Raw genomic sequence first — 25092 nt, forward strand, 5'->3', positions numbered from 1 at the left:
GCAAAGTTGGTTTCGTACCAGTCTTGACAAGAGAAGAACGGTTACCGCTCCTATCATAGGATAATTTATATACTGTTTGCCCTAAACAAAGGTTGCAAAGACATATTGGCAATAGTACAGTAAGAAGATGTCGAAACATAATGCTATTTGGGGATTAAGGTTTGGTTCACTAAGCTGTCCACAAAAATATTCACCGTGAAACCTACGCCCACAGCTGCACCAGCGGATATTACGAAGGGGATCGCAGCTGTGCCAGCAGCGACAGAAAGCAGTGCAGTTGTACCTGCGGCAGCCAAAGTTCCAAAACCAATACTCAAGCCTGCCCTGGCAAATGCGTTGGCTGCATTTGTATAGTTTTCTGTTACGAAAAGATTATATCCGCCCTCAACAATACCCGGAAGCCCATTTAACATTTCGCCATATCTTTTGAATACCATCTGATATTTTGGACTAATTTCTTCAAATGCAGAGGCTGACGCCCCTGCTACTGTGGCTGCATTGCTAGCAGTTTCTGAATTGCGATTAATTTTTTCTTGAAGTGCATGCGCTTCACTATTAAATAGTTGGACATACGCACCTGTTACTGCCCCATTTACAAATTTCCCTCCGTTTATTTCTGAAGTTGTCCCTCCAAGCGCAGCGGCAGTTGCAACTCTGCCTAGTTCCGAGCTTATATTGGCATTCACTGGTTCAAATCCACCCGTAACAGCACCGGAATAAAAACCATGAGCAAATTTACCTCCTTGAACCTTCGCCATGCCACCTTGTACCAAACCATGTCCCATTATCTTTACCGAATAGCCAGCAGAGCTAACTTGAGCTTCCGTCACGGCGCTAGCTGTGGATCCAACTCCATAAGTTAACCCCGCTGAAACCGCGCCGAGTGCAGCACCTTTACCCCCTGATTTAAATGCGTCCCCTAAAGTGCCGCCACTCATGAGTGTACCGGTAAATCCTCCAGCAAAGCCTCCGACCGCCCCCGATATTACTGCTCCCCAAAGCGCATATGGTCCTCCAGCTGCAAAGGCAACGCCTAAGGCGCCTCCAGTCAACGCTGATGCAGCAACGACAACTGCGACAATTAACACAGTTTTCCAATTTTCCTTAAGCCATTTGCTACCTTTCTCCCAAGCCCAGTCTGAGAAAGCAGCAATACCTACAAGCGGAGCTGCAACATAACGAGCGATATCTCTAATTGCGTTGAACGGATTTGGGAAACTAAAACCGCCAATGTGAAAATACCCACTAGGATCTATGTAGGTGAGTGGGTTATTTAAGGCGTAACTGTACCTATTAAAATTTTGCAAATTCGAAATATCTTGAATGAAGGGATCTGGTGAAAGGAATCTTCCTAGAGTAGAGTCGTAAATCCGGCCATTCATATCAACTATATCAAATAAATCATAATGTTCATGACTCGTAAACCCACGTTCATCACCGGCTCCCAAAGTATACACACTGCTTGCAGGTGCCCCGTTTAACTCACGCCGTTTGCCCCAAGCATCGTAGCTAAATTCTTTTACCAAGCTCCCTTGTTCATCACTCACTGCAATCAATGAGTTTAGATTATCTTTATGCCAATATTGAGTGCTAGATTTACCTTGATTGTTTTTTATATATACACCAATAACTCCATTGGCACCTCTGATATAATGCACAAGACGTTTTTCATTTAAGGTAATTTCAACCTCAAAATTACTATTTACATAAATTTTTGTTTTAATAAGCACACCCTTTATGAACATTTTCTGCATAACACGTTGTTTTGCAACACCATAGGCAAATTCTACATAGGCGGTGTCATTTGAAATTTTCTTAACTTTATCAAATGAATTATATTCTGTTTGTAGGTTTAAAGATGGGATACAAATTAAGGGATCAACATTAGAAACCGGAGTTATTCGTACAACCTGATGTGGACCATTATTTAATTTTCCATACTCATATGAACCGACGTCTGATTTATAAACGATATTTCCTAATAGGTCATAAGATACCGTGACGTCATTAACTCCGTTTATTGCGCTGGTAAGTCGGTTTAATCTATCATATTTAAATGCCTCCGTTAAATCTCTAAGCACATCTGTACGACTGACTAGGTTTCCAAGTTTGTCATATTCATATTCGTGATTACTCAAAAACTTACTACCCTTCGACACCTCAATTTTCTCTAATAGATTGGTATGTGAATTAAAAGAATACTGTGTTAATATGCCGTTCCCAAATTCTTGTAGTGTGAGCTGATCTCTTGCGTTATAATTCTTAGCTCTCCAAAGTATAATTTTATCGTCTAGGCGCTGTACATACTCTAAAAATCCAAGTTCATTGTACCCGTACCTAATCTGAAAACCAGAAGGATAAGTGTATGTGTTTGGCCTACCTTTGGAATCGTATTGAGTGCTACTTGTATAGCTCTCACCGTCAATGTTTTGAATCTCACGGGCTAATCTTCCGAGACTATCATACTGATATTCAACTCCTATGTTACCCGCAGAATAGGATATTGCTATCACTTTTCCTATCGATGCCCCAAGACCTGAATCGTAAGTCCAAACTGTTTTGCCCTCGGGTTCAATTTGTTCAATCATTCTTCCAAGTTTGTCAGTCTTAAATTCAGAAACTAATCCTTGCGGGTTGGTTTGTTTGACCAACTCACCGAAGCCATTGTATTCATATCGAAAAGTTCCGACGTTTGGATCTGAAGTTGAAGTTTTTAAACCTCTTGAATCGTACTCATTATAAATAACGTTACCGAGGGGATCGGTACTTTTCAAGAGATTACCATTTGCATCATAGTCGTACAAAACTGCATTTCCTTCATCATCTGTGACTTTAGTGATTTGATCTCTGACATTTTTCTCAAATAGTTTTTTTTGCCCAAGCGCATTTATGTAAGTAGTAATTTTGCCATTGTACTCGAATTCACTGATTCTGCTATCAGGAGCTATCGTTTTAATATGCCTTCCAAACTCGTCATATAGTAAGATTGTCTCTTGGGGAGTTTCATCATCTGTAAAGGCATTATATTCAACGTTAATCTCAGAATCATTGATAGGCGAGTGCCTTCGATAACTAGATACATTTTGGCCGTTGAATCCGGTTGTTCTTGATCCAACATTCCTTCCCAGTTCATCATAATATTCGATGATGGGTGGTGCAATCGAAGATTGTTTGTGAATCACGAAGCCTATGTATGGCTTAGGAAAGACATCGGGGCAATTTTCTTTACACTCGTACGGTGTTCCAAAAAAACGAGGGTCATAAAAATAATAATCCGTCGATTTCCAATTACCATCAGGGAATAGCTCCATTCGTCTCCTGCCCCATTTATCATATTTATATTTAGTAACAAGACCGTTTAAGTCTTCTGTTTCCAGAATATTCCCGTTTCGATCATCAAAACGACTTGTTGAGGTATGACCCAAAGCATTAGTTATCCTAATAGTAAAACGCCCGAGGCTATCCATGTAAGATTTCAATGTGCGAGTTTCTCTCTCGCCATTATTCCAAGCTAGTTTACTACTTTCATGTATATTACCATAGACATCATATGAATATTTCTTTTCAGTTTGCAGCTCTTCGTTCCCACTTCCCGAATTTGTGATTTCCTTAATCAACAGTCCGGATTCCTCATCGTATTCAAATAAAGTGGAGCTTGTTTGCAATGGCTTGCCGGGGATCAGCTTGTATACCGTTGCACGCACTAGTCTTCCCAGATGCCATCTTTCTTTGTCATTTTGATAGACATTGACCACAGAATCTATCATACCCTCCCCGTAATCGGTTGTCAATACAGTTAGATTTCCGAAAGAATCAAATCTCTGTCTAGTAATCGTATTGTCTTTCATCGTTTGATTGCTAGGTTCAAACCGCGTAGTCTTTGACTGTTTAGGGAAGGGGAAGTAAGTTAGCGAAATGTTATCGGCAAGATATGCTTGTTCAATTGTTGTACTTGTTAAAACTTTTCCATTACTATAAGTGGCAACACTAAATAATGGATCTATTCTCGAGTTAACAGAGTATTTGAAGGACTTCAATTCATCTAAATTCTTCCCAGAATCTTTTGTCAAGATGCTTTCAAAACCTCTAAATCCCTTTCCCCTTAAATCCACGACAGACCCAGTGTAGGAGTACCGAAAGGTGTTGAATGTTAAGTTTGACTGCATAAACAGCTCTTGTACCACTGTAATTGGAACATAAGATTTTGTTAAGGGGTAATCGTACGCTACTGATTGATTAATATTAAATACATCTTGGTTGAATAATGTGCTATAGGTAACACTATACTGTTTTGTCGTCTCTGCTATCTTATCGATCGTAAGTTCATACCCCCCGGAGCTGAAGTTGTAGAAGTTCTCACCAGTGTCGTAATTATAAGAAAAGTCATAACTGGGGCCTGTTGTCAAGTAATTTGCCCTTTGTTCTGAGTTGTTTGAATCGAAAAACATTTTTGGATAGTTTATCGGCCCAACGAACTGAAAATTTCCTTCATTAATAAAGGCTATAATCAAATTAGATGCCTCAAATACTAGATCGGGATAATTGTCTCGATTAATATCTGTTATAGAAAGTTTATTCGATAATGTCTTGGCCAAAATAGCGGCTAGTTCAGTACCCGCTAGAAGATTAATTGGATTCTTATCTGGCTTTTCAAACTTGAAATTGCCTTTATTAATTTTAAAATTAAAGTATGGCACTCCCGCTTCAATAGAGTAAATGAGAATATCTAGCAGTCCATCCCTATTGAAGTCATTCAAAAAGATTTCTTCGTAGTTCTTGCGAATAATAGCCGGGGTTCCCGGCTCATTATAGAGCCTAATGATGGGCAGCTCAAAAGGAGTAATTCCTAATGAGTCGAAATCAAATTCATGCGTGAAGTATAATTTACCTTGCTTAGTGACTTCGTAGTTTTTTTGAGGGAATATTTTTACATTACCTCCTTTTAATGGTTCCCCGACAGCGAGGCTTTGTGGTTTTCGTTCATCTAAACTGAGAACATCAACTAGTCCGTCATCATTAAAGTCCTCAAAGAAGACGCGCGACGTATCGGATTTAGCTATTGGTATATTCCATCCGGCAGCCTTTTGATTCTGCCAATCCCAAGTTTTAAAAGTACCAACATTTAAAGAAAGACTTGAAATTGTTGGCGTACTGGGCGGTTCTGTTTTGTAAAATTCCGATTTTATATAGCCCTCCCCATTCTTAGAATAAAAAATTAGATCCATCAATCCATCGTTATTAAAATCACGAGGTATCAGCTGAAAATTATTTGTAAATAAAGAATTAGATATGGCTGGCGAGGTCTGACGAATAAATTTTATATCGGAAGGTGTGGAATTATTTATATACATATAATGCTGTCCATCTCGAGGACGATACCATATCAGGTCACTTCTGCCATCAGCGTTGAAGTCTAAAACTATGAAATAAGAGATATCTGTATAATCTTGAGCAGGCGGTGGCAAGTCAAATGGTGATTGCCCATATTTTTGAATCTTGTATCCATTAGTTGGGCGCCACTCATCCTCTTCCGATGCACCAAGATTTTCGTAGAAAGTAGCAACTTTGAAAGGTTCTTCTCGGCTGGTGTAAAATATTGGATATTTGTGATCCGATTTCAAAACGTGTATCAGCATATCTTGTCGTCCATCTCCATCCCAATCCCCAAAATACGCTAGTCGCGGCTTTAGAGGGTCCATTTTGAGTGCTTTATAGTTAAACACACCTATCCGCTCAGTTGAATTCGGGTTTACTGGTGTATTCCAAGAAAATCTTATAGGCTCGAGAGTATCTTTGTCTACTGATTCAGAAATAGACTTCAAATAGTTTTTGGAGGTCCAATCGCCTTGATCATATTTGAAGGAGTACGATCTAACTATTTGATTTTCAAATTTACAATCAATAGAAACTAAGAGTTTGGAAAGATTAATTTGCGAGCCATAGCTGTAAACGATACTTACTTTTGGAGAAGTCTGATAGTTAAAGTTAACGGAAGCATAAGGGGCTATTCCGGCCTTATCGTTTCCAGTATATTCAATTGTTAGCGGGTAATATTCACCTGTTTCATTGTTTTCAGCGTACTTAAATGTTATATAGTTCCCTTTTGTATCGGAAATTTTATTGATTAGCCAATGAATAGGAATTTTTCCTCCTGGAGCTTCAATTCGAGAATCTATTGTATTCCCAAACTCCATGACAAGTCCCGATTTTGTCTTAACTTCAAAATACGTTGGGGCACCATTTAATGTGTCTTTGATAACCACTTTTGAAAAGTCATTTTTTTCGGGGAAATAAGTGGTGTTTGGCTCGCCATAGTTGACTTCGAAAAAATCACTTGGGTCAGTCGAAATGTTCTCTTCCGATAAAACTAAGTTTTGTCCGTCGAGTGAGAATCTGTCATTTTTATCGAAGAGCAAAGCTTTTGCTAATGAATTTCTGTAAGAATCCTCATACAAAGTCTTGGACCGGGGAATTCTCGAAATGGTTGACAATCCTTGGATATTCCAACCTATTCCCATCATTCCGTTTCCTGATTGATGATTGTAAGCGATATTTAAACTTGGTTGCGTGCCAGAACTCCCGGGAACAACTTGGATGGGTACTAGGTAGGTTAACGAGCCGGATTCGGAAACTTTAATCTTTCCTTGTGATAATCCAAGTTCTTTGACAGGAAATTTCTTCTGAGCAATGATATTATGACTGGCCAAAACTACGAGAAGGATGACAAATGTAAAATGTTTTCTCATACGTTGCGAGTTAATTAGGGTGACCTAAAACAATAAATTATAAACTTGGTTGTTTAGCGCTAATCACTTTAAAGTAAAGGTTACATTTTGCCCTATATAGGCGGCTTTGAAATTCATAACTGCTTATGGTGAGGAAGTTAAGCAATTATTTAAATAGTTTATTATTCGAACGCAAAAACATATTTTGCGGCATTGACATCTGCAAAGGCAGTGCATTCTATTGCCGTCTGGAAGTTAGCATAGATGATAATCAGTTGGGATTGTAAATTTACTGAATTTTGGAATTGGCGAAAAGAGCGAATTTTAGCTGAGATACATATTATTTCGATCCTCAACAAAAAGAAGCAAGCTTTGTCTCCGAGAAAATTTGTAACAGCATTCCATTTCCGAAGTTACTTTTATTAATCACTAATATCGTTGCTGCGGCATCCGAAGCCCGCACGTGAATGAACTTGACACTTCAATACCCAGCATCAAGTGGAGCTTCAGGACTTGTGCCGTGACAATTCGACTCCAAGATGAAAACCAACTTAAAACGGGCTAAATTGAAAAGGTTCGACCCATATATTGTGGATCGGTACTAGAACTCAGTTATTTCTTCCATTGTGATTAGCTTAGCTAAGTAACAGCTGACCGGACCGAACCCAGGGCCTAACGAGTAAGATGTAGTCAAAAACATCTTTATTCTGTGCGATCTAAGCTTGCGTAATTTGCGTTACCAAGATGATCTTCGTGAATCAGTTTCTTGTTATACTTAAAAGAGTAAAGGTGTGTCTCAAAAGCTGATTCAAGAAAAATGCCACTGGGTAGGCGTGGCTGTTTTGACTTACAAAATCAATGTCGTAACTTTAAAACGATATTGAGTTGTTATGAATTGAAAATCAGACATTTCGGTAATAGCTAGTACCGGAATTTTTGAATGCTTCGTGCATCGTGGAAAGGTAAATTGAGAAAGAGTCATGCTGTTGACTTTGAGGTGGTTAAGTCAATCGTTCGAATCCCTCTCTCCCTAATTCCAGTTTCAAAGTTGTTGTCCTTCCAATAATATGCGGTTACTTCTTAATTTAAGGTTTTAATCCTTTGTAGTGTGAGAAAGCTAACATCAATTAATGATGTGATACCGAATATTAATGCCTTCTAAGTTCCGTCACTGACTATTTGAAGTTTCCTTGTAAGGAATATCTAATATGATAGTCGAACCCCCTTCGCTGGTTTCCGTTTTTAACGTTGCGCCGATGTAATCTGCCCTCAGAATACAATTTCTTAATCCTATTCCCGGAGATTGAGGTGCCATTTTCCGAATACTATTCCCGAGCCCGTCGTCTTCTACCACAATTCGTAGAAAATTTTCAAAGTAAATCAGCTGAATTGCTGCCTGCTTCGCGCGGGCATGTTTGAGGATATTTTGTATTAGCTCGGAAACTATTCTATACGCATTCAGCTCAATATCTCTTCCCAACCTTTGCTCGGTACCTGAGCAGAGGTATTGAAACCGGGTAGGGGCTGCCGGTAATGCAAGCACAAGTTGCGACAATGAATTCGACAAGCCGATCCTGTCAAATTCAGGTGGCATTAAGTTGTGCGAAATCCGCCGCAGATCTTCGCTGCTTTTCTGTATGAGTGGTTCCAGGTTTTCAAACTTTCTAACCGTGTCGGGATCCTTCGACTCAGTCATTAGATCTGATATACTTCTCCTGATAGTGGCTAAGGTGCCGCCTAAATCATCGTGCAAATCTGCCGCGATACGTTTGCGCTCCATATCTTGAGTTTGTAAAATGGAAGAGGTAAATTCTTTTTGCAGACGGTTTAGTTTTAACAGATATTCGTCCCGGTCGCGCACGAGCTTGTAGCCGATGCCAGCTCCCAGAACAACGATTTCGAACAGCGAAGAGTAGTGGCTCGCTTCAAAAAATAGCCAGGTACGGGGCATGCCCACCAGTACAGCCGTAGCAAACCAGACTGACATAACGAAGAGGGGGCCGATTGCCACCAAGTAGAGAAAAGATTCGTACTTGCGCCAAATTATGCCGTAAATGATCATAGCGGCGACTGTTAGCAAAGTAACGAGGCTAAGCAGGGACGATAAAGTCGCATTGAAACTGCTGAAAGGAGTAAGCCAGGCGTAGAAAATGAATGCCAGCGAGAGGTAACACAGCAGTTTTGCGAACGTAACCAGCCATTTCGGTGCGTAGGAACCTATTTGTAAAAAACTGATTGAAAACTGCGTCATGAAAAAGGCAACAACTGCTATGAAAACGATGTTGGTGTTTTCATCCAGATACGGAATGTTGATCTTGAAGTTTGGCGTCAGGATACCTTCGAGATTTGCCAGTGACAGTCCGTAAAAAAGGGTATACCCCGCATAATACAAGAGCAGGCGGCGACGGGTGACGACGTATAGAATGCCTGTCAGAATAGCTGCAACCGCCACAACTCCCAGTGAGAAATAAAGCAGAAAATCGGCGGTGAACATGTATTTGAAAAAACCTTCTTTACTATACAACCTCAGCGGCATTAGTACCACACGATGTTCCCGCTGACCGCACCAGTAGATCGTCAACCGCTGGCCCGGCTTGATCCGGATTGGAAACGCAAAATATCTGGTCAGGATCGGTTTTTTAGAGATAGGAGTTTTTTGGGAGAAATTCTCCTGACGAAACAGGATATTGTTCCGCTCGTCGACTAAGTAGAATGATATATAATTGAATTCTTTAAAATGCAGATTTGAGATTAGAAACTGCGTTTTATCACTGGCATTTCTGATCGCAAATCTGATCCAGTGGTAGCGGCTGTCCATACCCAGATCCGGCAACTCCTCTTCGATGCGGTAGAACTTCTCGTAGCCATTTAAAATCGCACTGATCCCGATTGTACTGTCTCGTGTACTGAATTGATATAGGTAACCTGACATGTTGCTCCGGACAAAACCAGCTTTGATCGCCATCGGCCGCAAGTTATTTTGCTGAGCGTGTGTAAATTCTATAGTCGGGTCGGCCTGGGCATGAAGCGGCTCAGGGAACAATACTATTGCTGCTGCCCAGGCGGTCAGCAGCAATAGTACCCGGACATAACTTCTCTTTCGGTCCACAGGCGGAAGGTGGAAATGGTATTAAAAACGCAGTAAAGCACACTAAATCCCATTCTTGACTGCAAAATCAATCAGTTCGGTAACCTTGGTAAGCCCGAGTTTGAAATGTATGTTCTTGCGGTGTGTTTTGATAGTGAAAAAGCTCAGATGCAACTGATCCGCGATCTGCTCGTTCGTGTAGCCGTTTTTAATGAGCCTGATGATTTCAATTTCCCGGAATGTCAGATTCAGTTTTTGGGCAAATGTGTCCGTGAATTGATCTTCCTGCTGGGGAGTGCCGAGGATCGCTTCGTCGAAGTAAGATCTGCCTTGCAGCACAGTTTCGATACCATTTAAAAGTTTAGCCGTCGTAGCGTCTTTCAGCAGGTAGCCGTGCAGCCCTGTTTTTCTGGATTCTTCCAGCAGTTTCGACTGGTTGTACATCGTCAGCACGATCACTTTAATAGCCGGGTAATCTTTGATGATCCGTTTACCAATATCAATTCCATTCACACCCTTTAAATTGACATCCAGCAGGATCAGGTGTGGCCTGAGATTTTCGATAGCCGGAAAAATGTCTTTGGATTGATAAACCTGTCCGCAAACGCTGTAACCTGGTTGTTCGTTGATCAGGCGTTTCAGGCCTTCATTGAATATATGGTGATCATCTACCAGCAGTATCCTGGTTTGGCTCGTCAGCGTCATTTGAAATGTAACGGTAAGGAATATCGAGTATAACAAATGTACCGGCTTCTCCGCTCTCTCTCAGGAGACTGGCGCCAATGTAATCCGCTCTCAATATACTGTTTTTTAACCCCATACCTGAGGCCAAAACCGACGATTTTTCAACTTTGTCTCCATTACCGTCATCTTCGATCACAACTCTCAGAAAATCAGATTGATAGAGCAGCTGAACCGACGCCCGTGCCGCATTAGCGTGTTTGAATATGTTCTGTACCATTTCCGATACGATCCGGTAGGCATTCAGCTCCACTTCCAAGGGCATTTTCTGCACATCCCCGCTAACTACAAACTGAAATTTTGTGGGCTGTGAAGGGATCTCAGTGACGAACTGTTTAAGTGAATTTGCAAAACCTATGCGTTCAAATTCAGGCGGCATCAGGTTGTGCGATATCCGCCTCAGGTCGTCGCTGCTTTTCAGGATAAGCGGATCCAGTTCGTCCAGTTCCTTTGCCAGATTTTCATTATTGATCTTAAACCGCAGGTCCCACAACCTGCGCCGGATCGTAGCGAGCGTTCCACCCAGATCGTCATGCAGGTCGGCCGCAATCCGTTGCCGCTCAGCGTCCTGGGTGTTGACAATGGAGGAGGTGAACTGTTTCTGCAAGGTATTCAATCCAATTAAATAATGGTTCCTGTCTATGATTAGCTTGTAGCCCAGCCCGATACCCAATACGATCATTTCAAAGAACGGGAGAAATGGAAATGACTGGTAGAAAAACGCTGTCCTGGTCACGCCGAAAATGATCGTTAATATCATCCAGGAAGCGCTCACAAACAGCGGCGACATGGCGATCAGATAGAGGATAGCGATCCTTTTTTTATACAAAAGAGCAGTGATAACAAGGCTCAGAACCAGCAGCATATCGAACATAGCGACGGCCGAAAGAATGAGTGAGGTAGTGCCCGTAAAAGGCGTCAGCAGCAGATAAACGCCAAACAGGAGAACGAGTGTAGCCTGGGCAATGCAAAGCCGGTAAATCTTCCTGCCAAGAAACGATCTGATTTCCAGAAAATGAACTGCAAAAAGGATCACGAAGAAGTTGAGGCAGCAGAAGAATACATTCTTGGTATTGTCTTCCAGAAGTGAAAAATTCAAATGAAAATATTGGGTCAGAATCCCTTCCATACTCGCGATCGAGAGCCCGTAGAAAAGCGTGTATCCCGAGTATAGGAGCAGGAGCCGGTATTTGGTGAAAATATAGAGGAGCAGACTGAGCAAAAATGTAAAAGTAAAAACGCCCAGACTCAGGTACAGGAAAAAATCATAGGTCGCATTAAAAGTAAAAAAGTACTCCTGATCAAATAGTCCGGCGGGTACCACGATGAAACTTTCCCTGCGATACAATCGCCAGTATACGCTGACAGTTTCGCCGGGTTTGAGCCGCAATGGAAAGGAAAAAAACCTGCTGTGTACCGGCTTTTTACTGATGTGGGTTTTCCGGTTAAAATGTTCTCTCGAATAGGTTACCTGATCAATGCTGTCCAACACATAAAAGCACACATCATTTAATTCATTGTACCGAATGTCGGCGATCAGATTTTTTGTATCCGGGCTTGCATTCCGGACCTGGTATCTGATCCAGTGAAACCTGCTATCCATACCCAGCGTGGGAATTTCATCGTGCAGCAACGAGAAATCTTCCTGCCGGCGCTTTACTTCATCAATGCTGATATTTTCTGCCGTAGTGAGCAGATACACGTGGCCGGTCAGGCTGCTAGTACTGAAATTTTTACCAACCATAAACAGCCGGTAGGAAGACGATATTTGTGGCTTGGCGTTGCTATATGCCTTTTGGGAAATACCCGGTACGGTCAATATGAGCAGAAACGGAAGTAAAAATTTAAGCATAAGCAGCAAATTCACTGTCGCATCCTCGTGTGCCGTGTGTGCAGAAAACCGAATTCAATAGGGTATTTCGGCAATTATAAATATGCCTGAATGACTTACTTCAAGGTAGAAGTTTCCATCGAGGTAATTTACAAGTAACGAGTAGCTTGACAAATCTTTTCGCACAATTTCATCCGTCTTAGTGACCGACCCAATTTTTTCATCGGCTTCAATCACGACCCGCAGGTGTTCGTCGCAATAAAGGAGTTGTGCCGAGCCGCGGGAAACCTGGTCCCGGCGGCAGATATATTGAACCATTTCTGTGGTAATGCGATAGATAGCCAGTTCTTTTTCCGTGTACAGATTTCGCTTTTCCCCTGCTGTGAGAAATGTGAATTTGGCATTGTGAGCGGATAACGAATCGACAACATGCTTGATGCTGCCCGCTAATCCGATCCGTTCGAATTCGGGAGGCATGAGCGTTTGGGAAATACGCCGCAGGTCATTACTGCTCTTGTGAATCAATGGTTCAATTTCCTCGACATCCTGCATTTCCGGCTGCGCGATATTTTCTCTGAGGTACAAGCCCCTTTTTAGCGAAGCGAATTTAAGACGTATAGTAGCCAGCGTTCCACCGAGTTCATCGTGCAGATCCGCCGCAATCCGTCTCCGTTCTGCGTCCTGCGTTTTCAAAATGGAAGACGTCAGTTCGCGTTGCAGGTCATTTAGTCCGCGGTAATATTTGTCCCTTTCCCGGATCAGCCTGTTGCCAAGCTCAATACCAAGCACTACCATTTCAATAATAGGGATATACAAAATTGAGGTATAGTAAAACCAGGTGGTCGGAACGCCAAACAGTATAATCAGCGCAAACCAGATGCAGGAAGCGAAATACGGGCCCGCCGCGATAAAATAAAAATAAGCCGCCCGCTTCCTGTGGATCATGCCAACGATGATCATCACAAAGATCAGGATGATCGAAAACATCCCCATCAGAAAAAAGATGGACACGAAAAGCGTATTGAGCGACAGCACCGCGATTGCAATAGAGAGGACCGGCAGGATGTAAGCAAGATATTTAGCCGTTTTTACCACCCAGCGCCACAGCAAATGGTCGGCACTCAGAAAGTATCTGGAAAATTGCAGCAGAAAATACATCATGAGTCCGGTCGTTACCAGCCGTACGCCGATTGCTATCTCAAACGGATCAATATGGAAGTATTGCAGGATGATCCCGTCATTTGCGATACACAGAATAAAGTAGAAAAGGCAGTAGCCTGCGTAGTAAATAAGCAGCTTGTATTTCGTTACAAAAAACAGAATAAAACTGAGTAGGAAGGCACTCAGTATCACACCCAGGCTTATAAACGCAAGTGAATCGTAGGTGACCAGGAATGCGTGAAATGCATTCCGCTGATATAGTTTGAAGGGAAGTATGACACTGTTTTCGTCTCTGAAAACGCGCCAGTAAATGGTAACTTCCTGTTGCGGCCGGATATCCACAGGAAATGCAAAGTAGCGCGTGATGATCGGTTTTTGGTTAATGTAAGTCCTTTGACTGAAATGTTCCTGCTGGTAAGTCACTTCATTTTCGTCGTTGACAATATAGAAAGCGATATCTGACAATTCGTTCTGATGCAGGTAAGAAACAAGCTGATTAACCTGTGTGCCATTATTTATGATGGTTGCGCGTATCCAGTGGTAACGGTGGTCATTGCCAAAATGCGGTATCAGGCGTTCCAAAACGGTGAAAGGCAACTTTTTTGATAAAATATCCTGAATCCTCAGATTACTGTCGACAGTGCTGAATGCGTACAGATAGCCGTGCAAATCCGTCTCCCGAAACTGATCGTCAATGGGAAAAGCATACGGTTTACCCGGCAATGTATCCGGCGGGAAAGGAGTCCGGGCTATACATGCAGCGCCGAGGTTGGCTAGAAAGGCCAATAGCAGGAGGGTTTTGCGCATCAGAGAATTTTTGCGAAAGATACACGAAGCCGGTACTAGTAAAAATACCCCGATGGGGGTATTGCCAGCGGCGGGGAATGCAGTGAGATTTGTTGTACGTAAACCTCTCTAAAATCAGTTCGTATGAATTCAATTCTACGTTACAAAAACATTCTTTCTGTCCTCGTCCTTTCACTTTGCATTTCTGGTTGTGAAAGCGAATTGGAACAAAGCATGAACGAGTACTATCCCGTGCGCGGTGTGAAGGAAATGACTATTGGCAAGCCTGCTAAGACCGATTATTTTATTGGAATGGAAGACATTTCAATTCCGCTGACGGCAAGTGCTTTCGACGCGGCAGGCGAGCAGCTTGATGTTCCGGAAAAGCTGATCTATTTTACCCAGGGAGATAAAATCATAGAGGAAAGTGAATTTACAATCGCAGCCGAAGGTACCTATCAAATTGTAGCGCACCTGGGAGAAATACGAAGTGATACCCTCACTATACGCGCACTAGATCCATCAAAACTATCTCTCCATTTGTCCATCGACCAGGCGCAGCAGGAGATTTTCGTCGCTGACGGAAAGGCTGCTCTGGACTTCAAAATCGCGCTTTTTCATCATGGCGTGGAGGTGCCGCTATCATCGGAGTTTGTCCTGTATTGCAACAACGAGGTATTAACAAGCGAGTCGTTTTCGACCAGAAAGGCCGGGCAATATAAATTTAAAGCGACTGGCGGAAACCTGACAAGCAACGAGATCACTGCGGAAGCATTAAGTCCCGTGAAGAAGCTCAGGCTTTCTAAGCAATCAACCGATGCCCGTTTTTTTGGCTACAACATTTCTGAAACCGGTTTTGTATTGGAAGGGTTGAATGCTGCCAATGAGCCGGTGCCACTTAGCGAAGATATCAGGCTTTTCAAGGGCACGAATGAGATTGATGCTGGTGCCAAATTCAAAACGAGCGAGTTGGGTAAGGTGACTTTTCAGGCCAAGGGATACAAGATAGAGAGCAATTCGCTGGACATAGAGGTGATGAGTCCGGTCAAAACGTTGAAATTGAGCTATACACAATACGGTAATACCTTTTGGGCGGACGGATTTTCGGAGGTTTCGTTTTCGGTGGAAGCACTGGATTTCGACGGCAAGCCGATCACGCCGACGGCGGATGTAAAACTGTATCAAGGCACCGATATCATCGACTATTCAAAGCGTTTTACAACCAGGAAAACCGGGGACCTGACTTTCCAGGTAAAAGGATTTAATGCAGAAAGTAATATAGTCACCATTACGGCTACTGCGCCAAATACATTCGACATCGTTCGCATTCCCGTAATTTTTCATGAAGTGAATACAGAAAACCTGACCCAGGCCAAAGTCAACGAGTTGCTGGAAGGGGTTACAAAGGCTTTCAGGAATCAGTGGAATCCTACGGGCGGCCCGAAAGACCCGAATTCCAGCGATTTGTTTATAGAAGTTTACGCGGCTGAGCGTGATCCGGAGGGGAATATCCTGCCGATAAAAGGTTTGCACCGTGTAAAATCTGCTAAGTGATCGTTCAAAGTCGACACGGATGACAATGTTAATGAGGCGGCGGATGATGCTTTCAGCTACTTCTGGACACCGGAATACTTCCTCAATATTTGGGTGTATCCCAATATTGAAGGCAATTATGCCAATGCCAGCTGGGCCTATTATCCGATGGTCACACGAGATTTGGAAGGCGTAGATGTTGGTGGAAAGGGATCCAGGCCCCACTATGCCTATGGTGTATTCCTGAATGCGAAGCATCTGGGCCCGGGCGACGGGGTGGAAGTGACAGCTCACGAGATAGGTCATGCGCTGGCGCTTGCGCACGTCTTCGATGGAGGCCTGGATACTCACTTCGGATGCAATAAGGGAGATCCTGACTACTGCGGCGATACGCAATACTATGATCGCAATGCGTATGAAAAGAATTACCAGGAAGAACGTTACAACCGCAGGAATTGTGAAGGAGAAGCGTACATCGCGAACAATTTCATGGACTACTATTATAGTCACGACAATTCGTTTACGGTTGATCAGAGAAAACGGGTGCGGCATACCATCAACTACGGACTTTGGCTACCGACCCCATTCAACGGATTTCAGAATGGCCGTGTGATACGCAATGGCTACGTCGAAAAGCCGGAAAAATTCATTTACCGGGAGCCGATACCGTGTTTCTTTTCAGGGTTGGGGGATGAAAGCAAATTCGAGAAACGAATCCAACCAGATGAATAAAGGAATCGACATTACACTCGCGTATATAGCTGACCGTTCCTAATGTGTGACCGTAGAATACCCCGATCGGGGTATTGAGCGACATGATCTGACAAGTGCAAATTTGTCTTACAAACGCGGACGTATCGCTGTAGGCCAGGCTACTCATATCCGACGTAACCCAACTCTATCAAAAGATCCCGAATGAAAAAACGTTTACTATTACTGTTCTTTTACCTTACTCTCATTGCATTCAGCTGCACACGCGAAGTTTCGGTGCAGGTGGGCGGCCCGATCGTGGAAGAGGGCCAGATTACGGGAAAGGTCATTTTGCCAGTTAATACCAAAGCGGATACTTCCGGGCTGGTGGTACTTTCCGGGGCAGGCAGCAGCATTCCTGTCGCTTCGCAATTTGCAATCGATACCACTGGCAAAGTTTCAACAACGGTGCTCAATAATAGTAAAGGTGAGGTTCTGCTGCTCGGCTATAACTATCCTGGGCAGACCAATCACAGCATTTCCGCCGAATCGACTGCACTGGCGCTTTTAATGAATACATTGACTTTGCGCTCACTCTCAGTTTTCGGGAAATTGGAAATGATCGAAAAAATCAAGAAAGATCCATCTTACCAGGAGCTTGCCAAGCAAATTTCGCTTGGCTTACAGTCCGGCCGGGCAGTGACCGATACGACTAATACTGAATTGATAAAGGCCATTGCTTCTATGTTCAAATCCACTACCGGTTTGAGGACAACGGCGACAGCAGGATACAAAGATCCCATCAAAATCACGACTGCCAATACCGAGGTAATGCTCCAAAACAACAATGTAGCGCATACTTATGTGGCTGGGGTTTACAAGGACAACAAGGCTGTCGGCCCGATGTATGTAATTGGCGGCCGGACACTTTTTGCGACCAGCCTGGCAGAAGCTGCGGCTGGTGTATTTGGTGATGGTTATGGAATGCCTTCACCCGCACAGTTCACGCTGTCCGGTAATGGGGAATATACGATCAAGATCCGGTCTGGAAAGCCCTCGGAAGGAGACGAAACGCTGGAAAGCAGATTTGCCAGAAATCATAACGTGCACCGGTTTCTTTATGGAATCCTGAGAGATGTCTTTCCAATCGCTAATGATTGTGGTTCGGCCATTCTTGAATCGATACCTGTGAAGCTTAAAAGCATTATGGACAAAAGGGAATCCGTGTTGGCAACTGCTAATTCTCCGGAAGTTTTTGCGGCCCTTGCGCTCGACATTACCGGCGAGGCGCTGGAAACTGCCACAGACCTTTTGAAGGAGTGCGACGCGGGCGAGGACTCGTTCAAATTCCTGAGAAGTCTGGGCAAGACGTTTTCGCTGCTGGGCATCGCCACCAAATTCATGACCGCAGCCAACATTACTGCTCACACGAACGATTTGTTCCAGGCAAAAGCATCCATCGACAGCTGTTTTCAGGTGGTTGGTTTGAAACTCGTTAAATGCGGGGAACAGCCTGTTTACCTGGTGGATTCGGTGAGTGGCGGTAATCAAAAAGGGGAAGCCGGTAAAGCTTTGCCATTGCCATTGGTTGTCAAGGTAAGGACCGAAGACGGAAAACCGGCGATCAAAGCGATGGTGAGCTGGGTTGTTAAATCGGGTGGGGGAAAAGTAAGCCTGGAAGAGACAGAAACCAGTTACGACGGAATAGCCCAGGTTACCTGGACACCCGGGCCGGGAAAAGGAGTGCAGCAAGTGGAAGCTCACGTCAACAAAACGAAAGGCTCTACAACGGCCACATTCAAAGCAACCGCATTCGATGGCAACGACCGGAAAGCAGAAATAGCCTCAGGAAACAGCCAAACCGGCCAATATGGCAAAGAGCTAGCCAAGCCACTGACCATTCGCGTGCTGAACGGAGAAGGCAGGCCGGAAGCTGGTGTAGAAGTAGCCTGGAAGATCCTGGCCGGGGGAGGAGACTTTGGGAATTTGCAGCGCATCACGAATGTAGAAGGGTTGGTTTCGGCCAACTGGAAGCTGGGGCCGTCCGGCGGACAGAATGTGGAGGTGATTGTGAAGAAGAAGGATGGGACGCCGGCGGCGGGTTCGCCGGTGGTGTTTTCGGCGAGTGGGGGTAAAGAGGGGAATTTGGCTAAATTAATATTAGGAAATTGGAAATTGGTTAAGGAATATGGTATGGACAGGCCGGGTCCATACAGCTACACCTTTGACGGGCCTGACCATTTTTTTTGGATTTTTAAAGGGGGCGGGGATTATGAATACCGGACATTTTACGATCAGAAGTGGAGTACAGGAGATAATATTTATAAAATTGACGAAGAGGAAAAAGTGCTGTTCTTTTTTGATCCCTCAGATAAAGAATGGTGGGGCAGGCGCATTGTTACGCTAAATGAAAATACGCTACTTCTATATGAAGAAGAATTAGATGTAGTACTCCAAGGGGTAAAATTTGATTACACCACATATACTGAATTCGAGAGGATATCTGAAATTCCAAACCTAAGAGTAGGTAGCAACTCTACAAAGAGAATCACCCCATCCGCAAAAGGTAAGATTGGCGGTATAAGATCACCCTTTCAAAAATCTATTAAATGATGGCTATAAGACTAGTTTACTCGGTCATATTCGCTCTTCTGGTGCTTTTTGATACCAGCTGTACCAACGAAATCAATATTCAGCAGGCGGGGCCGGTCGTAGAGGAAGGGCAGGTCGGCGGTAGCATCAGTTTGCCGGCCGGCATCAAGATAGATACCGCCGGATTGAAGGTGTTTTCGGCATTAAAAAGCACGACGCCGGTCAACTCATCTTATGCAGTTGACACAGCCGGTAAAACTTCTACCACGCTGTTGATGAACAAAAACGGCGATATTGTACTGATGGGTTATAACTATCCCGGGCAAACAGAGAGTGATCTTTCGCCAGCATCCACGGCACTGGCGATGTTGATGAATTCGCTTATGATCAGTTCGTTAACCACAGAGGGTAGGGTCGATGCCATCCAAAAAATAAAGGCCGAACCGGCATTCAATGCGTTCGTTGATGAAGTATCCGCAGTGTTGCAAGCTGGTAAATCCGTAACTGATACCACCAATACTTCCTTGTTCCGCTCAATGGCTGCGGTTTTTAATGATGTGACCAATCTGAGAACAGCCGCGGTACAGAGTTATGACAAGCCGATTACCATTAAAACTGCCAACACGGAATTATTGCTGCAAAATAGTTATGTCTCACATACCTATGTCGCCGGGATTTATAAAGACGGAAAAAATCTGGCACGGCTCACGATCGACGGCAGAAGGATATTTGCTACCAGCCTGACAGATGCTGTTATGGGCAAATGGGGCGATGGTTATGGCATGCCGGACCCTGTTATGTACTCAATGGCGGACAATGGGGAATATTCCGTAGTGATTCGCTCAGGGAAACCATCTGAAGGGGACGATAGCGAAGAAAGCAAACTGGCGAGGAGGCAAAATGTATATTTTTTCATGCTTAATCTGGTCCTGGATCATCTGCCTATCCGGGCTGGTTGTCTGAAAACAACGGCGCAGGGCATCCAGAACCTGTCGAAGAGTTTGGTTGAAAAAAAAGAGTTGGTGCTGAAGAAAGCCAAATCTCCGCAAGAGTTTGCAATTATTGCTCTGGAACTGGCAGGGGAAATGTTTGCATTGTCCAATGAAGCGGTGCTGTCGTGCAGTGGATTGACAGATCAAACAAATTTCTTCACAAGGGGACTGGGAAGATTGTTTCGATGTGTGAGCGTGGCAAGCAAATTCATGGTACTGGGCAATGTGATGTCTCACACCAATGATCTGTTTCAGGCGAGGGCTGCCATGGATACCTGTTTTCAGGTAATCGGTTTGCGGACATTCAGATGTGGGGAGCAGCCCACTTACCTGGTAAGCTCAGCTGACGGGGATAAGCAAACAGGCGAAGCGGGTAAAGAACTTGAAAAGCCGCTCAAAGTAAAAGTGACAGATGATGACGAAAGGCCCGCCGGTAAAGCGAAGGTCGTCTGGATCGTGAGATCCGGGGGTGGGTCGGTCAGCAACATTACATCCGAAACCAATAATGAGGGGTTCGCGGAAATGAAATGGAAGCTCGGCGCTGCCGCTGCACAGCAGGTTGAAGCTTATGTGAATAAAAAAACGGAATCGAAATCAGCCATGTTCACTGCCAATGTTGCTGTTGCATCCGCTTTTAAAGTGGAGATCATCAGCAAAAATGCCAGTGGAAACTTCTATACCAATCCGATTAAAGTGCGGGTCACCGACGCCAGTGGAAATCCGTTGCCGCAGGTAGAACTTAACTGGGCACCTGAGTCGGGTGTGAGGCTTACCAATTTTGAGCAGTTTACAAATTACGACGGAATCGCCCAGGCGTCAATTGTCCTGACGGGGGGAAAGATTGCTATGCAAGTAGCCGTTAAGAACGACGATTCGAAATCGGTGACGTTTAGCCCGCAGCAATTTGTCTCGGGAGTACCTTATGACCTGTTCTGCTTTATCGATATCAACGATAACCGCGAATCTTTGCCGAATCCTTTCAAGCTTATTTTCGTAGACAAGCATCTGATCCCATTTCCGGGTCTGGATGTCATAATCGGGCCAGCGAACAGCAATAGCATCGATGGGAGTGGTACGAACGAACGGGGGGAAATGACCGTTACGCGCAACAATCCCAGCATTACGCAATATCGTCTTAACATCAATGTTAATGGCCAAACAATAGCATCATGGGCCAACATCATAATAAAATGAGATTTTTCCATTTTATGAATCACATGAAAAAAACATTTATTGTCCTTCTGCAATTGCTGCTCATCACTGCCGGCTGCAGAAATGAAATTGATATAAAAAGTCCTGCCGGAGTTACAGAAGAAGAGATAAAGGCGGATGCTGCATTCAACAATCAGATTGTGGAAGGGGTCGGGAATGTAATCTATGCTCAAAAATTAGAGAGAAACACTTTGTCACAATTGGTATTGCGCGTTGCCTATCAAGGGGATACGGTGGCCTATTTCGGAAAAATCAATGCGGAGGGTAAGCTGGAATATATCCACACCTCGGTGTACGCGAGAGAGAACAACTCCAAATTGTTTGTACGTCAAATTTATCCGGACGAAGGCACGGGCAGAATGTATACCGTCAGCAATGGCGTCAAAAGCAGGTTTGTAATCGAATCCGTCAATTATAACGAAACCGATAAGCAAATTTCTATTCTGGATTACGACTGGACCACCGGGAAGTACAAAACACTGGGCAGTGTAGTCACCAGGGACGGAGAGATCATTGCCGACTATTCTTCGGAAAGAAAAATGGCAAGCGAATGCGAGAAAAAAGAACCTACGGATGAAATAGATAAGAATTTCAACAGCCACGCGCAAAATATCGCCTGCGGAGGAGTAGCGCTTGATTCTTATCCGGTGCTTGCAACTCTGAAAAAACTTGTCGAGTCTGCCTTGCAGTCGGGCGAGGGCGGCGCCAATAATCCGCAGGCTGCAAAGGAGTTAACTGACCTGGACGAATCGATCATCAAGCAATCCGATTATGAAAAGAAAGTAACTGGAAAGGTGGAAGATCTTGAATCCTTGGAGACCGATGCACCTTCTTTCTGGGATATAGTCGAAAAGCTATATGACAAAGTCACTAGCCCAGCTGGTGTTCCGTTGTTTTTGGTGCCGTTCAAAGAGGCGTCGGACCTTGACTATAATGAATTGGAAGACGATATGGTGAAACTGGCCTTTACCGTCATCCACCAGGAGACAAAATTGCCGTTTACTGAACTTCCTGTTCCGATTGATATGCGTATTGTTGTTCCTGGAACCAGTACAGTCCTTTATAATTTGCAGCCTAAGTTCGCCCACAGGGCTAACGGGCAGGTTGTTTTCAGGTTCGATCCGTACATTCTCCCGTTAACCGACTTAGGCGAAACTTATCCAAGGGTCGAAGTGCAGTATAAGTTTGGTTTTGACAGTTGGTCCCACTTCGAAAAGCAGTTTGTAAATATTAAGCACAATGTCCCCAGGGTGGTTGATGAGCAAAACAACCTTCTCAAATTCCCCCTGGACTTTGAGGAATATAAGCCCAAACTATTCAAACTTGTACAGGCCGACGGAAGTACACCCATTGATCCGAAGAATTACGCTCATATGAAACTTGGGAAAGGCGCCAACTCAAAGATAACGGCATCTCTGGAAACAAGCAGTAATGGCTTTTATATCAAAATGAGCACCTCTGATCTGGTAACTCCAAGCCAGCTCGGCATTTTTAGGGTGACTTACAAAGATCGTGTATTAGATGAATTGAGCTTCCGGCTCAAACTAAACACACCCACGAAGATTGCTTCAGTCAGCGGCAATGCGCAGACTGGGGCAAAAGGAAAACTTTTACCTAAGCCGCTCAAAGTACGAATAACCAATAAGGATGGCGAAGGAGTGTCAAACGCGATTGTGAATTGGGTTGTTACTGCTGGCGAAGGCAGATTGGAAAATGCAATGGTTGAATCGGATGACGATGGTTATGCCGAAGCAAATTGGGTACTGGGAGATAATGAGCTGCCTCAGGAAGTACTAGTCGGTTCCGTTAACCGTGCAGGCGAAGCCCTGGCGGGCTCACCTTTGCAATTTAGCGCCAAGGTTGGGCCAGACTATAAAATTGAAATCCTGAGCAAGAATGTCCTGGGAGGCTATGGCAACCCCTTCCAGGTGAGAGTCACTGATATGGAGGGAAAGCCGATACCGCAGGTCGAAATCAACTGGCAGGCTGTTAAGGGTTTCGAAATAAAATCCAGTGAGAACTTCACCAATGCGCTTGGTATCGTAGAAGCAAGGGGCGTGATCACGGAATTCAGGGGCTATTCATTAAAAGCTTCACTTAAAAATGAGGAATCGGTAGCTGTAAGCTTCAATGCGTCCGAATATATTTCAGGAATGACATATGAAGGAAGGAAGAGCAATGGGTTTGTCATTGACTACGATCCAAACGTCAGGCGACCCAATCCCTTTTATATTTTTTTCCATGACGAAAATCTGATTCCCACGGTAGGCATGCTCGTGGAATGGCAAATTGGGACTGAAAGAGCTCAGGTATTGACAAATGGAGTAGGTGCCATTGAGGTTAAATGGTCAGACCCGGAGGCCAAGACGGTGAATTTCAAAATACTCGGGAAAGGTAAAGTGCTTGGAAGTTGGTCAAATCTTCCACTATAATAATGTCTGACAGCCGGATTCAAACTGAAACAACTCGAACTTCTACTATGAAAATAATCTACCTGATACTACTCGCTGCGGCATGCAGCATCCCCGCCCAGGCTCAGGAAACCCTTTACTGGTCCAATGGCAGCAGCTTTCCGTTCAAGCTCGTTGAAGCGACCGAAAGCATTGTGAAGGTCGCCGAGCAAAAGGGCGAGCGGGTGATCAAGCGGAGTGTGCCAAGGGAAAATGTGCTGGTTGCATTCAATGCGCGGGGGGATTATCTGCTGGTGGCGGACCTGCCGGCGGACCCGGCGCAGGCTGCACAGCGGATCATTGATTTTTATAATGCCGCTGGTCCTTCGAGTGATCTGCTCGTACAAGCCAACCCGCTTAAAGTGATCGAATGCAGTATCAGCTACAAAAGCGACAATGTGGTGAACTATAATACGCCGCAGGGAAGTACCGCGTCCATTAACAGAAACGAACTTGCGCTGATCATTTTCAAGGACGGGCACCACGAATTTGTCCTGCCGCCGGCCGATGCTGCTAGTGTGCTGGCAGGTGCGAAGATGCAGGTTCAGAAGGCAATTGCCCAGCCTGCGAAAACTACTGCTCCCAAGGCAGAACCGAGGCCAGTTGCTGAAAAGGTTGCTGAGCCAGCCGTGGAAACTGCCACCCCGGCACAAAGATGGAACGAGCCGGTAGCGCAGACACCCGCGGCTGAACCTGCTGCCGCGCCAGTGCGAAAATCGGCCGAGAATGCAGCGCCGGTAATTGCTGCCCGGAAAGGTTTAACCGACGAGGAGGTTAGTTCTTATGGGAAAAAAGGGATCCGAAAAGTGGACGAGTTTGTGCAGTACCTGAACATTATCAGCGACAAGAATATTGACCCGGATAAAAAAGATAATGCTATTGAGCAGGCAGTAAAGCTATTTCTGGCAGATGCGACAATTGAAGTTTCTTCTTCAAACAGGGAGGGCAAGCGTAAGTATCCCGTCAAAGACTACCTCACCCGGCTCAAATTGCTGCCTTATAGCTCAACTAACATTGCATGGAATGAGGTGAATTATGTCAAGGATCTGACCCAGGCGAGCGACGGAAATTACTATGGAACGATCACCGGATCCCAAACTTTTACAGGATATAGCGCCAACGGGCAGGATGTAATGTACAGTGACGTGACCCAAAAGAGCGTAAAAGTGAAACTGGAATCTTACAATAAAACGGTGGACGGCCAGCAAACTACCAACTGGGATATTTTGCTTGGTAATGTGGGTATCAGTGTAAATCAATAGGAAATGCTGCGGGTGATTTTTTGCGCAAT

General features: G+C 44.4%; 10 protein-coding genes and 1 pseudogene. 6 read left to right on the top strand and 5 right to left on the bottom strand.

Translation table 11 applies throughout. The features are described from left to right. Window positions 1-143: 143 nt before the first annotated feature. The 5 genes from KOD92_RS21995 to KOD92_RS22015 form a co-directional block, all read right to left on the bottom strand. Window positions 144-6746 carry an FG-GAP-like repeat-containing protein gene (locus tag KOD92_RS21995; protein ID WP_215235761.1) on the bottom strand — a complete coding sequence of 2201 codons (6603 nt, stop codon included), beginning with the start codon at window positions 6744-6746 and terminating at the stop codon, window positions 144-146. A 1147-nt stretch (window positions 6747-7893) separates the two neighbouring features. Continuing rightward, window positions 7894-9834, bottom strand: coding sequence for a sensor histidine kinase (locus tag KOD92_RS22000; protein ID WP_215235762.1), 1941 nt, complete (start codon window positions 9832-9834; stop codon window positions 7894-7896). A gap of 42 nt (window positions 9835-9876) precedes the next feature. Continuing rightward, on the bottom strand, window positions 9877-10518 hold the full coding sequence (locus KOD92_RS22005; protein ID WP_215235763.1) for a response regulator: 642 nt from the start codon (window positions 10516-10518) through the stop codon (window positions 9877-9879). Next, entirely contained in the window at window positions 10478-12406 is a 1929-nt protein-coding gene (locus tag KOD92_RS22010; protein WP_215235764.1) for a sensor histidine kinase, read from the bottom strand. The genes KOD92_RS22005 and KOD92_RS22010 overlap by 41 nt, the downstream gene beginning before the upstream one ends. A 54-nt stretch (window positions 12407-12460) precedes the next feature. After that, window positions 12461-14353 carry a sensor histidine kinase gene (locus KOD92_RS22015; RefSeq protein ID WP_215235765.1) on the bottom strand — a complete coding sequence of 631 codons (1893 nt, stop codon included), beginning with the start codon at window positions 14351-14353 and terminating at the stop codon, window positions 12461-12463. Window positions 14354-14476: 123 nt separating this feature from the next. On the opposite strand from KOD92_RS22015, the gene KOD92_RS22020 reads away from it, so the two are divergent. The 6 genes and pseudogenes from KOD92_RS22020 to KOD92_RS22045 all read left to right on the top strand — a co-directional run bounded on the left by KOD92_RS22020 (window position 14477) and on the right by KOD92_RS22045 (window position 25063). Beyond that, on the top strand, window positions 14477-15886 hold the full coding sequence (locus KOD92_RS22020; protein WP_215235766.1) for a hypothetical protein: 1410 nt from the start codon (window positions 14477-14479) through the stop codon (window positions 15884-15886). Window positions 15887-15937: 51 nt separating this feature from the next. Next, window positions 15938-16597: pseudogene (locus KOD92_RS22025) on the top strand (M43 family zinc metalloprotease); the annotation flags it as partial. Between the two features lie 183 nt (window positions 16598-16780). After that, window positions 16781-19168 (top strand): hypothetical protein, encoded by a 2388-nt coding sequence (locus tag KOD92_RS22030; protein ID WP_215235767.1) that lies wholly within the window; start codon window positions 16781-16783, stop codon window positions 19166-19168. Next, window positions 19165-21333 carry an Ig-like domain-containing protein gene (locus KOD92_RS22035; RefSeq protein WP_215235768.1) on the top strand — a complete coding sequence of 723 codons (2169 nt, stop codon included), beginning with the start codon at window positions 19165-19167 and terminating at the stop codon, window positions 21331-21333. The genes KOD92_RS22030 and KOD92_RS22035 overlap by 4 nt, the downstream gene beginning before the upstream one ends. Before the next feature lie 23 nt (window positions 21334-21356). After that, window positions 21357-23783 carry an Ig-like domain-containing protein gene (locus KOD92_RS22040; RefSeq protein WP_215235769.1) on the top strand — a complete coding sequence of 809 codons (2427 nt, stop codon included), beginning with the start codon at window positions 21357-21359 and terminating at the stop codon, window positions 23781-23783. Between the two features lie 47 nt (window positions 23784-23830). After that, window positions 23831-25063, top strand: a complete 1233-nt coding sequence (locus tag KOD92_RS22045) for a hypothetical protein (RefSeq protein WP_215235770.1) — start codon at window positions 23831-23833, stop codon at window positions 25061-25063. Window positions 25064-25092: the final 29 nt, after the last annotated feature.

It is taken from the genome of Dyadobacter linearis, from assembly GCF_907165045.1.
In the GTDB taxonomy this organism is placed as follows: domain Bacteria; phylum Bacteroidota; class Bacteroidia; order Cytophagales; family Spirosomataceae; genus Dyadobacter; species Dyadobacter linearis.

Bases quoted from the DNA above. Each gene is read 5' to 3' on its own strand.
- KOD92_RS21995 (WP_215235761.1), bottom strand. From the start codon at position 6,746: ATGAGAAAACATTTTACATTTGTCATCCTTCTCGTAGTTTTGGCCAGT.
- KOD92_RS22005 (WP_215235763.1), bottom strand. From the start codon at position 10,518: ATGACGCTGACGAGCCAAACCAGGATACTGCTGGTAGATGATCACCAT.
- KOD92_RS22010 (WP_215235764.1), bottom strand. From the start codon at position 12,406: ATGCTTAAATTTTTACTTCCGTTTCTGCTCATATTGACCGTACCGGGT.
- KOD92_RS22015 (WP_215235765.1), bottom strand. From the start codon at position 14,353: ATGCGCAAAACCCTCCTGCTATTGGCCTTTCTAGCCAACCTCGGCGCT.
- KOD92_RS22020 (WP_215235766.1), top strand. From the start codon at position 14,477: ATGAATTCAATTCTACGTTACAAAAACATTCTTTCTGTCCTCGTCCTT.
- KOD92_RS22030 (WP_215235767.1), top strand. From the start codon at position 16,781: ATGAAAAAACGTTTACTATTACTGTTCTTTTACCTTACTCTCATTGCA.
- KOD92_RS22035 (WP_215235768.1), top strand. From the start codon at position 19,165: ATGATGGCTATAAGACTAGTTTACTCGGTCATATTCGCTCTTCTGGTG.
- KOD92_RS22040 (WP_215235769.1), top strand. From the start codon at position 21,357: ATGAAAAAAACATTTATTGTCCTTCTGCAATTGCTGCTCATCACTGCC.
- KOD92_RS22045 (WP_215235770.1), top strand. From the start codon at position 23,831: ATGAAAATAATCTACCTGATACTACTCGCTGCGGCATGCAGCATCCCC.